Source organism: Marinimicrobium alkaliphilum (assembly GCF_003259155.1).
GTDB classification, from domain to species: Bacteria; Pseudomonadota; Gammaproteobacteria; order Pseudomonadales; family Cellvibrionaceae; genus Marinimicrobium_A; species Marinimicrobium_A alkaliphilum.
Genome location: NZ_QGMQ01000003.1, coordinates 387,453 through 403,468, shown reverse-complemented (window position 1 = coordinate 403,468; position 16,016 = coordinate 387,453). Strand labels below are relative to the sequence as shown.

Annotated in this window: 5 protein-coding genes; 4 read left to right on the top strand and 1 reads right to left on the bottom strand. The window is 58.8% G+C overall.

Features of this window, described 5'->3' with window-relative positions; translation table 11 throughout:
* Positions 1-22: 22 nt before the first annotated feature.
* Entirely contained in the window at positions 23-8,551 is an 8,529-nt protein-coding gene (locus DKW72_RS07275) for a GH36-type glycosyl hydrolase domain-containing protein (RefSeq protein ID WP_198411256.1), read from the bottom strand.
* Positions 8,552-8,900: 349 nt separating this feature from the next.
* Between DKW72_RS07275 and DKW72_RS07270 the strand changes: the two genes are divergently transcribed.
* From DKW72_RS07270 to DKW72_RS07255, 4 genes are all read left to right on the top strand, one after another.
* A complete protein-coding gene (locus tag DKW72_RS07270) occupies positions 8,901-10,229 on the top strand; it encodes a GGDEF domain-containing protein (protein WP_198411255.1) in 1,329 nt (442 codons plus the stop codon).
* A 141-nt stretch (positions 10,230-10,370) separates the two neighbouring features.
* Positions 10,371-11,477: a histone deacetylase family protein gene (locus DKW72_RS07265; protein ID WP_198411254.1), complete on the top strand. Its 1,107-nt coding sequence runs from the start codon at positions 10,371-10,373 to the stop codon at positions 11,475-11,477.
* Positions 11,478-12,019: 542 nt separating this feature from the next.
* The gene (locus tag DKW72_RS07260; protein WP_111641665.1) at positions 12,020-15,142 is read left to right on the top strand and encodes a TonB-dependent receptor; all 3,123 of its coding nucleotides are present in this window, start codon (positions 12,020-12,022) and stop codon (positions 15,140-15,142) included.
* Positions 15,143-15,266: 124 nt separating this feature from the next.
* A complete protein-coding gene (locus tag DKW72_RS07255; protein ID WP_111641664.1) occupies positions 15,267-16,010 on the top strand; it encodes a SapC family protein in 744 nt (247 codons plus the stop codon).
* Positions 16,011-16,016: the final 6 nt, after the last annotated feature.

Here is a 16,016-nt window from a genome sequence, read left to right as displayed (position 1 = left end):
ACACCCGACGCTGAAAAGAACCCTAGAGTTCTATTTCCACAACGTGCTCCTGGCGATCGTCGATCATTGGAATGCGTTGGTCAGGGCACTCGGTACCATCGACCGCGACACGGTTTACGTGCCCTGAGGTTTTGCCAGTGCGTTTGACTGTGATGTGGTAGAGGGTGTCGCGAAAGCGGTAGTGAATTTTGTAAGAATGCCAGCTTGCCGGGATGCAGGGCACGATGCGCAGATGCGCCCCTTCCAGTTGCAATCCCAGTAGTGTTTCTACGGTCAGCCGGTACATCCAGCCTGCGGCTCCCGTGTACCAGGTCCAGCCGCCGCGGCCGATATGGGGTGAGACGCCATAGATGTCCGCGCACATGACGTAAGGTTCGACCTTATACAGGTCAATGGCTTCGGGTGTGTCACCGTGGTTCACCGGATTGAGCATGGCGAAAAGTTCCCAGGCGCGTTCGGTGTCGCCCAGCTGGGCAAACGCCATGGTGGTCCAGATCGCGGCATGGGTGTATTGGCCGCCGTTCTCGCGCACGCCGGGGATATAGCCTTTGATGTAGCCGGGTTCAAGCGCTGATTGATCAAAGGGTGGGTCCAGCAACTGAATGATCTGCTTGTCCCGCCGCACCAGGCGTTCGTCCACTGCCTTCATTGCCTGGCGAGCCCGCTGCGGATCGCCGCCTTTCGAGAGCACAGACCAACTCTGGCTGATGGAATCTATCTGGCATTCGTCGTTGGTGCTTGAACCCAGCGGCGTGCCGTCGTCGAAATAGGCACGCCGGTACCAGTTGCCATCCCAGGCCTCGGCCTCGATGTTGGTGCGCAGTTGTGCGGCGTGAGTGCGGCACATCTCGACAAAGGCCAGATCATTGCGCTCGTCTGCCAGGTTGGCGAACAGCTCGAGGTTTTCCACCAGGAACCAGGCCAGCCACACGCTTTCGCCCCGTCCGTCCGCGCCGATGAGGTTCATGCCGTCGTTCCAGTCGCCGCAGCCCATCAGTGGTAAGTGGTGGGAGCCAAAGCGCAGGCCGTGTCGGAGAGCACGCACGCAGTGCTCGTACAGACTGGCCGCTTCGGATGAGCGTTGCGGCTGATCGTAGTAGGCCTCTTCGTTCGCCGACAGCTCACGCCCTTCCAGAAAATGAATCGGCTCGTCGAGTACGCCGGTATCGCCGGTCGTCTGCACGTAGCGGCACGTGGCATAGGGTAGCCACAGATAGTCGTCGGAAAAGTGGGTGCGTACGCCCTGTCCGCCGGGTGGATGCCACCAATGCTGGACGTCACCCTTGAGGAACTGGCGCCCGGCGTGCCGAATCAGCTGTTCACGGGCGAGCCAGGGAGTTGCGTGGATCAGTGCCATGGTGTCCTGCAACTGGTCGCGAAAACCGTAAGCACCACCGGACTGGTAGTAGCCGCTGCGTGCCCACAGCCGGCACGACAGGGTCTGGTAGATCAGCCAGCCGTTGGCCAATACATTCAGCGCCGGGTCCGGGGTATCGACATTGACCGCACCCAGGGTATGGTTCCAGTGCTCCCATACGGCTTCCAGCGCTTGTCGCGCGCCCGCCTGGCCGCCGAATTGCTGAACCAGATGGCGCGCTTCATCGCCGTCGCCGGCTGCGCCGAAGACGAACACGATTTCGCGTTCTTCGCCGGCGTCGAGTTCGATTCGGGTCTGGATCGCGGCACAGGGGTCGAGCCCGGCCCCGGTCTTGCCCGAGAGGCGCTTCCGGCGCATTGCCGACGGACTGGCAAGCGAACCGTTGCGGCCAATAAACTCGGTGCGGTTACCGCTCACCGTGCGCTCGCGTTCGCTGACCTGGGCGAATACTACCCGGTCGGCACATTCGCGACCGTAGGCATTGCGGGCAAACAGTGCGCCCGTGTGCAGATCCACGTCGGTAACGATGTGCATGAGGTTGGTATGTCGCCACTCACCGAGCACTAACTCCCAGTACCCGGTGAGCGACAGGCGACGCGGACGCTCCGATCGGTTGTGCAGTTTGACCACCAGGAATTTGACCGGCGCATCCATGGCGACGTAGGTGAACAGTTCCGAGGCGATGCCGGCCTCACAGTGTTCGAACACGCTGTAACCAAAGCCGTGTCGGCACACGTAGCCCGAGCGCCCGCCGGCGGGTAGCGGTGTTGGCGACCAGAATTCGCCGGTGTCTTCATCGCGAATGTACAGCGCTTCGCCGCAGGTGTCAGAGATCGGGTCGTTGTACCAGGGGGTGAGACGGAACTCGTGGGCGTTCTCGACCCAGGTGTAGGCGCTGCCGCTCTCGCTGACGACGGTGCCGATGTGCGGGCTGGCGATCACGTTTGCCCAGGGTGCCGGCGTGGTTTGTCCCGGCTCCAGCGTCACGACGTATTCATGGCCGTCGGGGGTAAAGCCGCCCAGACCATTGTCGAAAATAAGCTCGCGCGGTGCCAGCGGTTCAACGGGCTTTAACGCTGCTTTTTGCGAAGGTTCCAGCCGATCCGATGGACGTTCGGGTGACACGCGCCGATCCACCTGCTCGATCAGGGTCTCGGCGGTGTCGCTGAAGACAATGCGGGAAACGGTTTGGAGCAGGACGCGTTCGTCCTCGGAAAGTTCTTCCGCGCGCCGCACGAAAATCCCGCCCGGCTTGTCGATGATCTGCGCGTCAGGGCCGGCATTGATCAGCCCCATGATCAGGTCGTGCAGTTCTGCCCGATATCCCGAGAAACCTTCGTTGACGATCACCAGATCGGCGGCCAGGCCCTTCATGCGCCAGTAGGCGTGGGCCTGCATCACCTGCTTGACCAGACCAATGCGGGCAACGTCGCCGATCAGGAGCAGGACAATGGGCAGATCGCCTGAGATGGCAAAGCGCCACAATCCGGATTGCCCCAGTTGGTTGCGGGCAATGGTACTCGGCGCCGCCCGGCGCATGGCATTGCCGTATATGACGGAGTTGGCCAGTCGACCGAAGACTTGGGCATCGGCTTCGGTCACGTTGAGGTGGCGCAGCACCTCCTGACTCTGGAACCAGGCCATCTCGAAGGCGCGTTCGCCAAAGTGGCGGTCGTTGTATTTTTCAATCAGGGACAATGCAGCCTCGCGTGAGTCCGCCATCCCGGAGATGATCTGCACGCTGGCGGATTCGTCGGGCGCCAAGCTCAGGGTGCTGCGGATCGCGACGCAGGGGTCGAGTACCGCCCCTTGGGTGTTCGACAAATTCGATGAATGATCCGCACTGTCCAGTACCACGGGGTTGGCCGCGGTGCGGCCGCGTCCAATAAAGCGGGCGCGATCGGTCTCGCAGGACAGCTCGCTGATGACTGATTCCGGGGTAGCCAGCAAGTGGAACATCCAGGGCAACTTTTCGCCCGGTGTGCGTGGCCGTCGGGTGCAGAGTATGGCCTGCTGTCCGGGCAGAATTTCGGTCTGCACGAACAGATTGCTGAACGAGCGATGGGCGAGGTCGGCGCTCAGCGGTGCCAGCACCACTTCCGCGAAGCTGGTCACTTCAATGTGACGCAGGCGTGACGACTGGTTGGTGAGGGTGATCCGACGGATCTCGACATCGTCCTCCGGTGACACACTGATCTCGGTGTGCGCTTCAATCGCGTGGTCGCGCCGCCGGTATTCTGCGCGCGCCTGCACGAAAATCGCTTCGTAGTGATCGGCGGGTCGCCGTGTTGGTTGGTGTGCCGCTGACCAGTAGTTGCCGTCGTTGCGGTCGCGCAGATAAATGAAGGTACCCCAGCTGTCGGCGGTGGCGTCCTCGCGCCAGCGGGTAACGGCGAGATCGTGCCAGCGGCTGGCGCTGCCACCGGCGTGGGTTGCCATAACGTGATAGCGGCCATTCGACAAGAGGTGAACTTCAGGGAGGCGTGTGTTGGGGTCGGTAAACACACGCATGATTTCGCCAACCTCGGCGCTTGGGGGGCGCGCGGCAGCGCTGACTTCGGCGGCGTGCGGCTGCAGGGTGCTCCCTCTCTTGGGGACCCGCTCCTGCAACAGCAGCTCGGTCGCCCGCACCAGCGGGTCCGACATAAAGCGGCGCTGCATCGGCTGGTCGAGCAAGACATGCGCAAAGGACAGTAGGCTCATGCCCTGGTGGTGGACCATAAAGGTCTGCACGATGGCGTGCGGCTTGCCTCGGGGCACGCGGGTGGGTGTGTAGTCGATGGCTTCGTAGAAACCGTAGTCGCCCAGGAATCCTTCGTCGGCCAACGCCTGTAGATTGTGGCAGGCTTTGCGCGGCATGACCGTCAGCGCCAGGGCGCTGGCATAGGGCGCGATCACCAGGTCGTCGCCCAACCCGCGCTTGAAGCCGAGGCCGGGCACGCCGAATGCCCGGTACTGGTAAACCTGGTTGAGGTCGGTGGCGTTGTAGCAGGATTCGGAAATCCCCCAGGGCACAGCGCGTTGCCGGCCGTATTCGATCTGGCGCGATACAGCGGCTTTGCAGGTTTGCGCCAACAGGGTGTTTGCGTAGCTGGGCATGATCAGTTGCGGCATCAGGTACTCGAACATCGAGCCGCTCCACGAAATCAGACTGACCTCACCGCCATGACTGGTCAACAGACGGCCGAGTGCGAACCAGTGCTTCTGGGGTATCTTTCCTTGCGCAATCAGTAGAAAGCTGGCCAGGCGTGCTTCCGATGCAAGGAGGTCGTAACAGGCAGGGTCGCGCCGTCGCTCCCCGACGTCGTAGCCGATGGTCAATAAACCGGTGGCAGCGTCATAAAGAAATCCGAAATCCATGTGCGCCAGATGACGGCAACGATTGATTAAATCGTCGATGGTGTCGAGCTGTACCTGCGCGCCTTCGCTACCTGTATCCGCCAGTGCTACCCGGCTTGGGAGAGCGCTGCCCTGCCACGGCTCGGGCACCAGCAGTTCGAGTTCATTGCGGAGTGCTCGCGTTTGTTGGTCGAATGCCTGTGCCCAGTAAACCAGTTCACCGTCTTTGCGGGCGTCCGCTGGCAGCGCTGCACACAGTGCGCCCTCGGTGCGGTCAATCTGATCGAGCGCGCTGATGGCAGCGGCCAGTGTCCGGGGTGGACCTTCAAGGGTGAGGGCTTGCAAGGTGTCCTGCAGCGCGCGGATGTGTTGCGCCAGTTCCGGTGCCGGTGAGTCGGAAAGCTGTTCGGCCAGTACCTGCAGGGTGTCCTCCAGGCCCTGCAGCGCCCTGGAAGACAGCACCGGTTGGTGTTTCAACTCGGCTAACCCTGCCTGTAGGGTGAGCAAACTGCCGGCCAGGTTGCCGCTGTCCACGGACGAGACGTAGCGTGGATGGAGAGGTTGCAACGTACGGGTGTCGTACCAGTTGAACAAATGGCCGCGATAGCCTTCCAGCTTTTCCATCGCCGCAAGGGTGTTGCCGACGCGTTGCAGGCACTCGCTCGCCGTGAGATAACCGAAATCGACGGCCGCCAGGTCAGCCAGCAGTGACAGGCCGATATTGGTGGGTGAGGTACGTGAGGCAATGGTCGGCTCAGGATGGACCTGGAAGTTGTCGGGCGGCAGCCAGTTGTCATTCGGGCCGACGAAATCGGTGAAGTAGCGCCAGGTACGGCGGGCCGTTGTGCGCAGGAAGGTTTGTTGGTCGGCGCTTAAGCCCGGGGAGGCGGTGACTAACGGTCGGCTGAGCCACCAACCCACAACGGGGGACAGGAGCCACAGCATCAGGATGGGCGCAGCGGCGATCCATGCCGCTGGTGGGACCCCTGCCACCGCCAGAGCCGCGCCCAGGCCCAGCGCGAGAGCCGGTGCGATCCACATCTCCCGGAAGAAGTCCGGCAGCGATTGGCTGGCGTTGCGGCGTGCGTAGCTCGGCAGTTGCCACAGGAGCAAGCCGCGTCGCGTGAACGGCATGCGCGCGCCCGAGCGGCCAATCGCCCCGAGGGCAATCCGGGTGTCGTAGGGCAAGAAGGCCAGGGCCAGGAAAGCGAGCGCGAGCGGACGGCCAGCGGTTCTTGCGGTCAGTTTAAGGTGCGTCAGCCAGTCACATTCTGCAGGTCTACGCGTCAGCTCAATCAGCGTCGCGAGCAAGGCGGGGAGGAACACGACCGTCACAATCAGCAAGGCCCACACCCAGATCGCTCCCGGACCTGCAAGCCATCCCACCACCAACAGCGCCAGTAGCGCCGGCGCCACCAGACTGCGGCGCAGGTTGTCGATGATTTTCCACAGTGACAGCGCCGACAGCGGGTTTGGCTGTCGTTCTTCGTGCGCGCCATGGGCGCCCGGGGGGCCGGGTACGCGCGGCAGCAGCCAGCCGGTGAGTTGCCAATCGCCGCGTATCCAGCGATGGCGCCGGCTGGCATCGATGGCGACACTGGCCGGTTGTTCCTCAATGAGGTGAACGTCAGTCACCAGGGCCGAGCGGGCATAGCCTCCTTCCAGCAGGTCATGACTGAGGATGAGATTCTCGGGCAAGCGCTCGTCCACAGCCTGGCGAAACGCATTGACGTCGTAGATGCCTTTACCGATGAACGAGCCTTCCCCGAACAGATCCTGGTAGACGTCCGATACTTCGCGTGTGTAGGGGTCGAGGCCCGAGTCACCGGCGAACAGTTTGGCAAAGTGCGACTGGCCGGCACTGGTCAGGCTGATGGAGGTGCGCGGTTGCAGGATCGCGTAGCCTTCGACGATGCGGCCCTTGGTGGCGTCGTAGACCGGTCGGTTGAGTGGATGCGCCAGATTGCCGACCAGGGAATGGGCCGCGTCGCGGGGCAGTTGGGTATCGGTGTCCAGGGTGATCACGTATTGAATCGAACCGAGGATGGACTGATCGCCGACGATGTCCGAGAAGGCGGTGTGCTCCTCGCCCCGAAGCCGTGCGTTAAACTGCTCGAGCTTGCCGCGCTTGCGTTCATAGCCCATCCACACCTGCTCGAACGGGTTCCACAGCCGCGGGCGGTGAAAAAGATAGAAAACACAGGGCCGATCGTCGCGGTAGGTTTCGTTGAGTGCCTCGATGCCCGCGCGCGCGTGGGCGAGCAAGTCCCCATCGTCAGGCCGCGTTTGTTCGGGGGCATCACAAAAATCGGTCAGCAGTGCAAAGTACAGATTGGCATCGCGGTTGCCGAGGTAACGTATCTCCAGTGCTTCGAGTAGATGGTCGATGTCCTTTCGGTCACTCAACAAGGTGGGCACAACGACCATGCTGCGGTGGGCGGTGGGGATTCCCTGGGAAAAATCCAATCGGGGCAGCGCACGCGGCGGCATGAACAGCGTGACCATAAGGTTTGCCAGCGAGACCGTCAGCGCCGAGGCGCCAATCATGCCGGTGAGCGCAAGAAAAACGTAACGCCAGTCAAACGGGGTAAATCCCTTTAGCGCATAAAGCACGCCTGCGGTCGAGAGCAGTGTCAGCACGAAAATAAGCCCGAGATACAGGCTCAGCAGGTAACGCGGGCTCGCTCGGTTCAGGCGGGTTCTCACTGACGGGCGGCATCCGAGCGTTCGCTCCAGCTGCGGTCGCCCCTGGTCAATCAGGTAAAAGCCGACATGTGCGCTGCGGTCCTGATAGCCCAGTTCTGTGGCGGCTGCTTGGGCGAGTGCAATGGCTTCGCGCGCAACCACCACCTCGCTAGAGGTGCAGCCTCGCGCCACGTCTTCGATGACATGCCGGTAGCGGTCGCGGGTCGCGAAGTCCTGCTCCGCGTGCATGTTGGACGGGTCCTCACGCAAGGTCTGTTCGACCACGCTGAGCGACTCGACATAGGGCTTCCAGTCAGTGGTGCCGATAAAGCGCAGGCTGCCGATGCTATTGGCGATGGAGATCTGGTTGGCCGCGTCCGTCCGCCCCGCCGCTTCCGACAACTTGGTTGCGGTGACTCCCTGCTCGTGCATCTTGTGCTCAACCCAGGTCTGCACGAAGGCCATGGCGGGGCCCTGGGCCTGGAGCCGGTCGTAGAACTCCTCCACAAACGGCGCAGTCAGGGGCACATCGGCGTGGGCAAACTCGGCCAGCAATTGGATTAACTGTTTCGGGTCGCTTTCCGCCGCAGCCAGCATGCGGTCTGCCCAGGTGATGGCCGCATCACGTTCCTCACGCCGCTGGGCAATACGCACGGCAACCCGGCGCAGGTTCTCCAACAGCGCCAATTGCAACATGATAGGAAAGGCCCACAATTCGCCCAGTTTTAAGGGTGCCGCCGTCTGATAGGCAGCCACGAACTGGGTGACGTTGTCGCTGTCGATGCGGCCGTCCATGTGGGAAATCAATTCCAGGGCCAGATCGTAAATACGGGGAAAGCCGGCCGATGGTCCCTCGGCCAGGCGCGGCAACTGTCGGCTGTACCCGCGCGGAAGGTGCCGGCGTGCCAGGCTGATCTGCTGCTCGATCAGATAAAAGTTGTCGAGCAGCCAGGCCTCGGTGGGTACGATCCTTTGTCGCGACGTCGCCGCCGCTGTGACCACGTCGTAGGCTGCCAGTAATACGCGGGCATTGTCCGCCAGCCGGGGTAGCAGCTTGTCCGCTCCCGGGCGCGGGTCGATCTGATGCTGGTCCGACAGGGTGACCGCGTGACGCTTTAATTGCTCAATACTGAACAGCTCCGCGCGCAACAGCTCGGTGTTCTGGTCATGGCCCAGCCCATTCCCTGTGCGAGCCGAAAATCTGAATGCGTTAATGGCTTTGCTCCTTGCGAACCCTCGACTTCTATCGCTTGATAGTGCCGATTCATTCGAGCTGAGGGGCCTCAATAATGGCCAACGGATCGCTCCGATGTCTGTGCGCAAACACACCAACGCGCCCCGTTTCCGCTACCCGCGCTCAGTGTGACAACGCACAGACGTGACCTTCGGCGGCCTTCAGACTGGGAACAGCGATTATCGCGACGGAAAAAATAGGGGAGAGACGAGTCGCGGCCGGCGCAGTCGTCCAGGTCAGAAATAACCAGTGAGAAGGCGTCATATGAAGACAGATATACGACTAGCAGACTTTATCCGGCAAGAACTGGAACCGATTCTTCAGGACTGGGAAGCGTTCGCGCGAACAATCTTCCATGCAGAGCATATGGATAAGGTTGGGCTGCGCGATCACGCCAAAGACATGCTCCTGGTCATTACCAACGATCTCGAAACCCGCCAGAGTGACACCGAGCAAGCGGCTAAATCGAAAGGCTTCGGGCCAGAGGGCGCGGATGATTCCTGGGCGGAAGTGCACGGCGGTGAACGTCAGGCCAGCGGATTCAGCGTTGTGGAAACCGTCGCTGAATTCCGCGCTCTGCGCGCAAGTGTTGTGTCGCACTGGACGCAAACTTATCCGACGGCTTCCAGGCAACAACTTGACGACCTTACACGATTTCACGAAGCCATTGATCAGGCTGTCGCTGAATCGCTCGACCACTATTCTACAGCCAAGGAGATGGAGACCCGTCTGTTCGGTGCTATTTTGGTGGCATCGCCGGATCCGATCTATGTGCTGGATCTTGATGGCCAATTTGTTTATGCCAACAAGGCCACCGCTGATCTTTTCTCACTCGATACAGCGTCAATCATCGGGCAATCCACGGCTGATCTCGGATTTCCATTCGCGTCGGACTTCGAGCGTAATCTCGACAAGGTGATTGCCGGGCAGGCCACTTACCGAGGCCAGTTTGTTCACACGTTTGCGTCCGGCCGAGGTGAGCGGTTCGAGTATCTGCTTGCGCCCGTGCTGGACGATCATCAGAACACTGAAGCGATTGTCTGTATTTTCCGGGACGTGACCGAACGGGCACTTGCCGAAGAGAAAATTTGGTACAACGCTCACCATGACCATCTGACGGGGCTTCCGAATCGCCGCCTTTTCTTGGATCGCCTGGAGCAGGAACTCAAACACGCGAAACGCAATAGGTTGCCGCTTGCGGTACTCTTTATGGACCTCGATGGCTTCAAGGACGTCAACGATTCACGCGGACATGAGGCGGGGGACCGCTTGTTGTCTGACGTGGCGAAGCGCCTAAAGGATTGTGTGCGAGAGGAAGATACGGTCGCTCGTTTGGGCGGCGACGAATTTACCGTGATTCTTTCCGGCGTTGAGCATGACCGGGATGTTGAGCTGGTGGGCCGGACGATTATTGACGCCATTGCGATGCCTTTTCACATCGGGTTTGAACAGATCAAAATTTCGGTCAGCATCGGGGTAACCTTTTACCCCCGGGATGCAGATTATCCTGTGACGTTACTGGAAGCCGCGGATCAGGCGATGTATACAGCGAAGAGATCGGGCTCCAACCGAATGTGTTTTTATGAGACATGAATAACCGTCAAATCAAAGATTATAAGAGCCACCCCAAGGGGCAGGCCGGGAAAGTTGAACTAAAGCCGTAAATCATTGATGATGCTTTGGTGATATCGAAGCCTGTAAGTAGGTGGTCTCGAGCGACCAAAGGGGAGTTGAGTGATAGGCGATCGCAAGGTAAATGTCTTTTTTGACGACGTGATGTTGGGGCACGATCCCAAAGTGGATCTGCCTTTTATGCCCAGTCGAGTGGAAAAGCGCGTCAGAATGGTTCTGCAGAACCTGGATTTCAAGTGGAGCTACCCCGAGCACCCCGGGCGGTTGAAGGCCATCAAGCAGTATCTCGAAGAATGCCCTGTGCCGGGCGTTCATTTTACCTCAGGCCCCAGCGCAACCTACGATCAGCTCAGCCGCGTTCACACCACCTCCTACCTGGATCATATTTTCTCGCTCGAAGGTCAAAGTGCCTGGCTGGATAGGGACACCACCGCCGTTTCCCCGGACAGTATCAAGGCCGCCACCGCTGCGGCCGGCAACGCTATCGCGGCGGTGGAGAGCGTGTTCACTGAGGCGTGCCAGAGTGCTTTTGCTCTGGTGCGGCCCCCCGGTCATCATGCTGAACCGGTTCGAGCAAGAGGTTTCTGCCTGCTGAATAATGTTGCCGTGGCGGCGGCCCATGCCCAGGCGAAACTCGGCTGTGAGCGCATCCTGATCGTCGACTGGGATGCTCACCACGGCAACGGAACCCAGGATATATTCTGGGCGGATCCCGATGTACTTTTCTTTGATACCCACTGCGCCGCACCCTTCTATCCCGGGTCAGGTCTTCTGGAGGAAGTGGGTGCGGGAATGGGAGAGGGTTATACCATCAACGTACCCTTGCCTGAAACCGCGGGGGACGTCGCCTTTGAGAAGGCTTTCCGCGACATTCTGCTGCCGGCGGCTGAGCATTTCCAGCCCGATCTCGTCCTGGTCTCGGCGGGCTTTGATCCGCACCACAACGATATGGCACTCAACCTGACCTATAACGGTTTCAAAGTGCTTACCCGCATGCTCCAGGATATTGCCGATCGCCACTGCGACGGACGACTGGTCCTGGTGCTGGAGGGCGGCTATAACCTGACATCGCTTTCGCGCGGGGTGCATGCGGTACTGGAGGTGTTGGCCGGTGGTGAGGCCGATGAGGTGGTGGAGTGCGGCGTGAATGAAGTGGCGGCTGCGGCCGCTTTCCATCGCTCAGCTTTTATTGATGATGATCAGCGCTGAAGTCGTCGCTATCAACAGAGAATGTTAATTAACATTTTCCGTTCATAAAATCGTTTTTAGCGGAAGTAACATGAGGTACCATTTGTCTGTGTAATCGGTTTCGGTTAGTATCGAGTGGACATTAAAATAATGCGTTCGCGCCGATCACTGCAAGTTCATAACAATTCGTTTTATCCGCTCATAACTATTTGATTAACAATCAGAATTCATAAAATATCGTTTTGACACGCAGTGGTTCAGTATCAACTTGGCAGGATATGTTGGCGCTAACATAGAGTTAATGGGACTATAAGAGGCCAGCCCGTATAGGTCGCACGCATAACATTTTGGCTCCCGTGGTTTTGTCTGAAAATCAGGAGTGTCCAGGGTGTTGACGGCATACGCGGTTGCACAGAGCGATATCGGAAGGTGACACAGATCACCCCGTGAGTACTCGCGCCCTCGGGTGCGATAAGTGTTCGTTTAGTCACCCCCGGGTGACGGCGGATGAGCTTCCCAACTGTGGAACAAGCTTCAAATCATAATATTAAGGAGAAGGCTTAATGTACAACACACGCAACTTCAAGAAAAAGCTGATCGCTTCGGCGGTAGCTTCATGCGCGGTGTCAGGCTTCAGTAATGCAGCTCTGGCCCAAGACGGGATCCTGGAAGAAGTGGTTGTTACCGGTATTGCAGCGTCTCTCGAGCGTTCGGCCGATATTCGCCGCGAATCCCGCGGTGTGGTCGATGCGATTGTCGCTGAGGATATCGGTAAAATGCCGGACACCAACCTGGCCGAGTCGCTGCAGCGGATTACCGGTGTGGCCATCGACCGCCAAGGTGGTGAGGGCAGCCGGGTAACCGTTCGCGGGCTGGGGCCGGACTTCAATCTGGTCACTTTGAATGGCCGCTCGATCGCTAATACCACCGGTGGCCGTTCTTTTGACTTCGCCAATATCGCGGCGGAGATGGTGTCGGCTGTGCACGTGAACAAGACCTCCGATGCCCGCTTCTTCAGCGGTGGCATGGGTGCCACGATTGACCTGCGTACCACTCGCCCGCTGGATAATCCGGGTATGAATTTCGTGACCAGCGTCAAAGGCATTTATGATTCGTCTTCAGTTGACAGCGGTGTCACTCCCGAAATTGTTGCCCTTTTCTCCAATACGTTTGCCGATGACACCCTCGGTGTGTCGGTGGCTTTGAGCTACCAAGAGCGTGAGGATGGCAACCGGCGTGCGGAAGTGGGTACGGACTGGCGTATTTTTGATGCGCGCCAGGATCAGGACTGGTCAGGTGAAGGTGATGCCCAGCCGGTGTGGGGTGGCATTCCCAAGGAGAATCAGGTCAATCGCCCTGATCCCAACGACCTCGATGATCCGCGTACCCATTACGGGGTGCCGCAAACGGTCACCTACGTTTTCAATGAAGAGCAGCGTGAGCGTCTGAACGGTAATCTGGTGTTGCAATGGGCGCCCACCAACGATATGACGGCGACCTTTGACTACAACCGCTTTGAGCGCACGGTCGCCCGCCAATTCAACGAGGCATCGGCCTGGTTTACCTTTGCGCCGTCGCAGAACGTGTTCAACGACGGTACGGTCGCCGTGCCGGTTATCTACACCGAGGAGTATTTCGGCGGTGATGAAGCTGGCGAGCTGTGTAGTGACAGCCCCTACCGCTTCACGGTTGAGCGCAACGACAACCTCTTCTGCCCGGAAGATTTTTCCATGGCGGCCGGCAACGCTGCCAGCAAGTGGGAGACGGATGCTTACGGCCTGAATTTCGAGTGGCATGCATCGGACCGTCTATTGATGGAGTTCGATCTGGCGCATTCTGTCGCGAAGCGTTCGCCAGACAGTCCGCTGGGCTCCAATACCGGCTTGTCGACGGCGGCGTTCGTGCGCTCCTCGGCCGCGGGTGACTTCACCGGCGATGTGCCAACGCTGGCCGTAGGCGGCGGTAACAATGTACAGCCCAGCGATATGGTGCTGACCGGCTCTTACTTCCAGAACGAAAACGAGAAGCAGGAAATCACCCAGGGCCGTATTGGTGGTAACTTCGAATTTGACGAACACCACAATATCGATTTTGGTCTGCAGTTCACGGATGCCACCAACCACCGTCGCTATGCCGAAGTGTCGCGCAACGACTGGGGTGGCGTGGGCTACTTCGGTGACCCCGATGCGTTCTTTACCCCGGCCAGTATTCTGGATCAGTTCAGCGGTATGGGTGACTTCAGTGAGGCGTCACGCCTGAACAATGGCGGCGTTTTGGCTGACGGTACCAACCTTTCGCAGGATCGCCTCGATCGCTTCTTCATGTGGGATATGGTGGCAGGTCGTCAGGACGCGATTGATAACCTGGGTGTGCCGGAAGAGAACCTGACGGCACCGACTGACTATGACACCGGTGGCGAGAATGTATCTGGTCTGGACACCGAAGCTCGCAGTGCGGAGAACCGTCGAACCAACGAAGAAACCACCTCGCTCTACGCGCAGTACAACTACTCGGATGACAACGGCTTCCGTGCCCAGTTGGGTTTGCGCTGGGAGCAGACTGATGTCACTTCAACCTCCCGCCTGACGGCTTATGATGGCGCTGTCTGGTCAGCCGACACTGAAATCACGCTGCAAAGTTCGGGTATTGATAGCCTCACTGAGACCGGCAGTTACAATCACTTCCTGCCCAATCTCAATGTCTCTTATGACCTGACCGAAAACGTTATTGCGCGCGCGGGCTACAGCAAAACCATTGCCCGGGGCAGTTTTAACGACATCATGGGTGGCGTAAGCGTGGGCAGTGGTGCCAACCAGGGCGGCGGTAGCGGCTCGGCCGGTAATCCGGGCCTGCTGCCGTTCGAATCCAAAAACCTGGATTTTGGTATTGAGTGGCACTATGCCGATTCCAGTTACGTCTCGTTGAATTATTTCAAGAAAGATGTGACCAACTTCATCTCGGTTGTGACTGAGCCGGAGATCGGGTTGTTTGGTATTCGTAACCCGGCCCAGGGCGGCATTGCCCAAGAGGCGCGTGAGGCTGTCGGTGGTCAGGGTGCCGCTATCCGTGGCTACATCTTTGACAACCACGCGGATAATCCAAATGTGGATGCTGATGCTCGCTCAATCACCGGTGGGCCCGACAATGAACTGATGCGTTTCAATATCTCGCGCCCGAACAACAGCGGGCAGGACCAGAGTGTTGAAGGTCTGGAGTTCAACGTCCAGCATATGTTTGGCGATACCGGTTTTGGTGCTGTATTCAACTACACCATTGCCAACGCCGGCTTCAACTATGATAACGCCTTCTGTCGTGACGGTACGGATGACAACGACATGGAAGTTTGTAACGTTGACGATCAGGAAGCGCTTACAGGGGTCAGCGATACCATGAACCTGATCGGTTTCTACGACCGGGACGGTCTCAATGTCCGTATCGCGTACAACTGGCGTGACTCCTTCCTGGATAGCCGTTTCCGCGAAGGGCCAAACCCGGTCTATACCGACAAGTTTGCCCAAGTGGATATCAATGCCTCTTATCAGCTCAACGATAACTGGCAGGTGTTCTTCGAGGGTATCAACGTGTTGGATGAGCCAAACCGTCAATACGGTCGTGATCCCCGGATGACTCACAACTACGTTGAGCGGGGCGCACGCTGGGCTGTGGGTACGCGCTTTAATTTCTAAGCGCTATCCCTGCCTGTGTAACCCAAAAAGCCACTGGGAAACCGGTGGCTTTTTTTGTATGATGAGGGCTGATTCTAATAATCTTACGTGGTAAGCCAGACTGCAGCTGGCAGCAGGAGAAACGATGACCAATCATGTACTGCTCAACAGTGTTGAGCACAAAGATCTCCGGGTAATTACCGAGCGCGGAAAACAGTATGGCGACGACGTTTGGTACGCACTGACGTTTCCCACAGAGTTTCGTACAGCACAAATGTGCTACCCAATTTTTTTTCAGCAATCGCCCGATTCCGGGCAGTTTATTGCGGTCACCCTGTTTGGCTTTGAGCAGGGGGAGAATCTTTTTCTCAAGGATAATGTGTGGGATGCGCCCTATATTCCCATGACGATTCTGCGCAAGCCTTTTTTGATCGGTCGGCAGCGCGTGGTGCAGGAAGGCACTCAGACCATGCAGCGAGTTATCCATGTGGATATGGATGACCCGCGCGTGAGCCAAACAGAAGGAGAGCTGTTGTTCGGTGAATACGGCGGCAACACCCCCTACCTCGATCGGGTGGCGACTATCCTCGAGACCATCCATGAGGGCCTTGATGCTATGGAGGACTTTGTCCAGGCGCTGATTGAGTACGAGTTGCTGGAGCCCTTCACCCTGGAAGTGACATTGGTCGATGACACCAGGAATCAGTTGGTGGGCTTTCATACCATCAACGAAGACAGGCTCAGAGCCCTGGACGCCGACGCGGTGGCAGATCTGCACAAGCGTCACCTGCTCGAGCCCATCTATATGCAGCTGGCATCTCAAAGCCACATCAACTACTTGGTGACAGAAAAGAACAAGCGTTTGATGGCACAAGCTGTCAGCGCCTGATTTTTT

Coding starts and splice junctions, on each gene's coding strand:
- DKW72_RS07270 (WP_198411255.1), top strand. CDS start 8,901: ATGAAGACAGATATACGACTAGCAGACTTTATCCGGCAAGAACTGGAA.
- DKW72_RS07260 (WP_111641665.1), top strand. CDS start 12,020: ATGTACAACACACGCAACTTCAAGAAAAAGCTGATCGCTTCGGCGGTA.
- DKW72_RS07255 (WP_111641664.1), top strand. CDS start 15,267: ATGACCAATCATGTACTGCTCAACAGTGTTGAGCACAAAGATCTCCGG.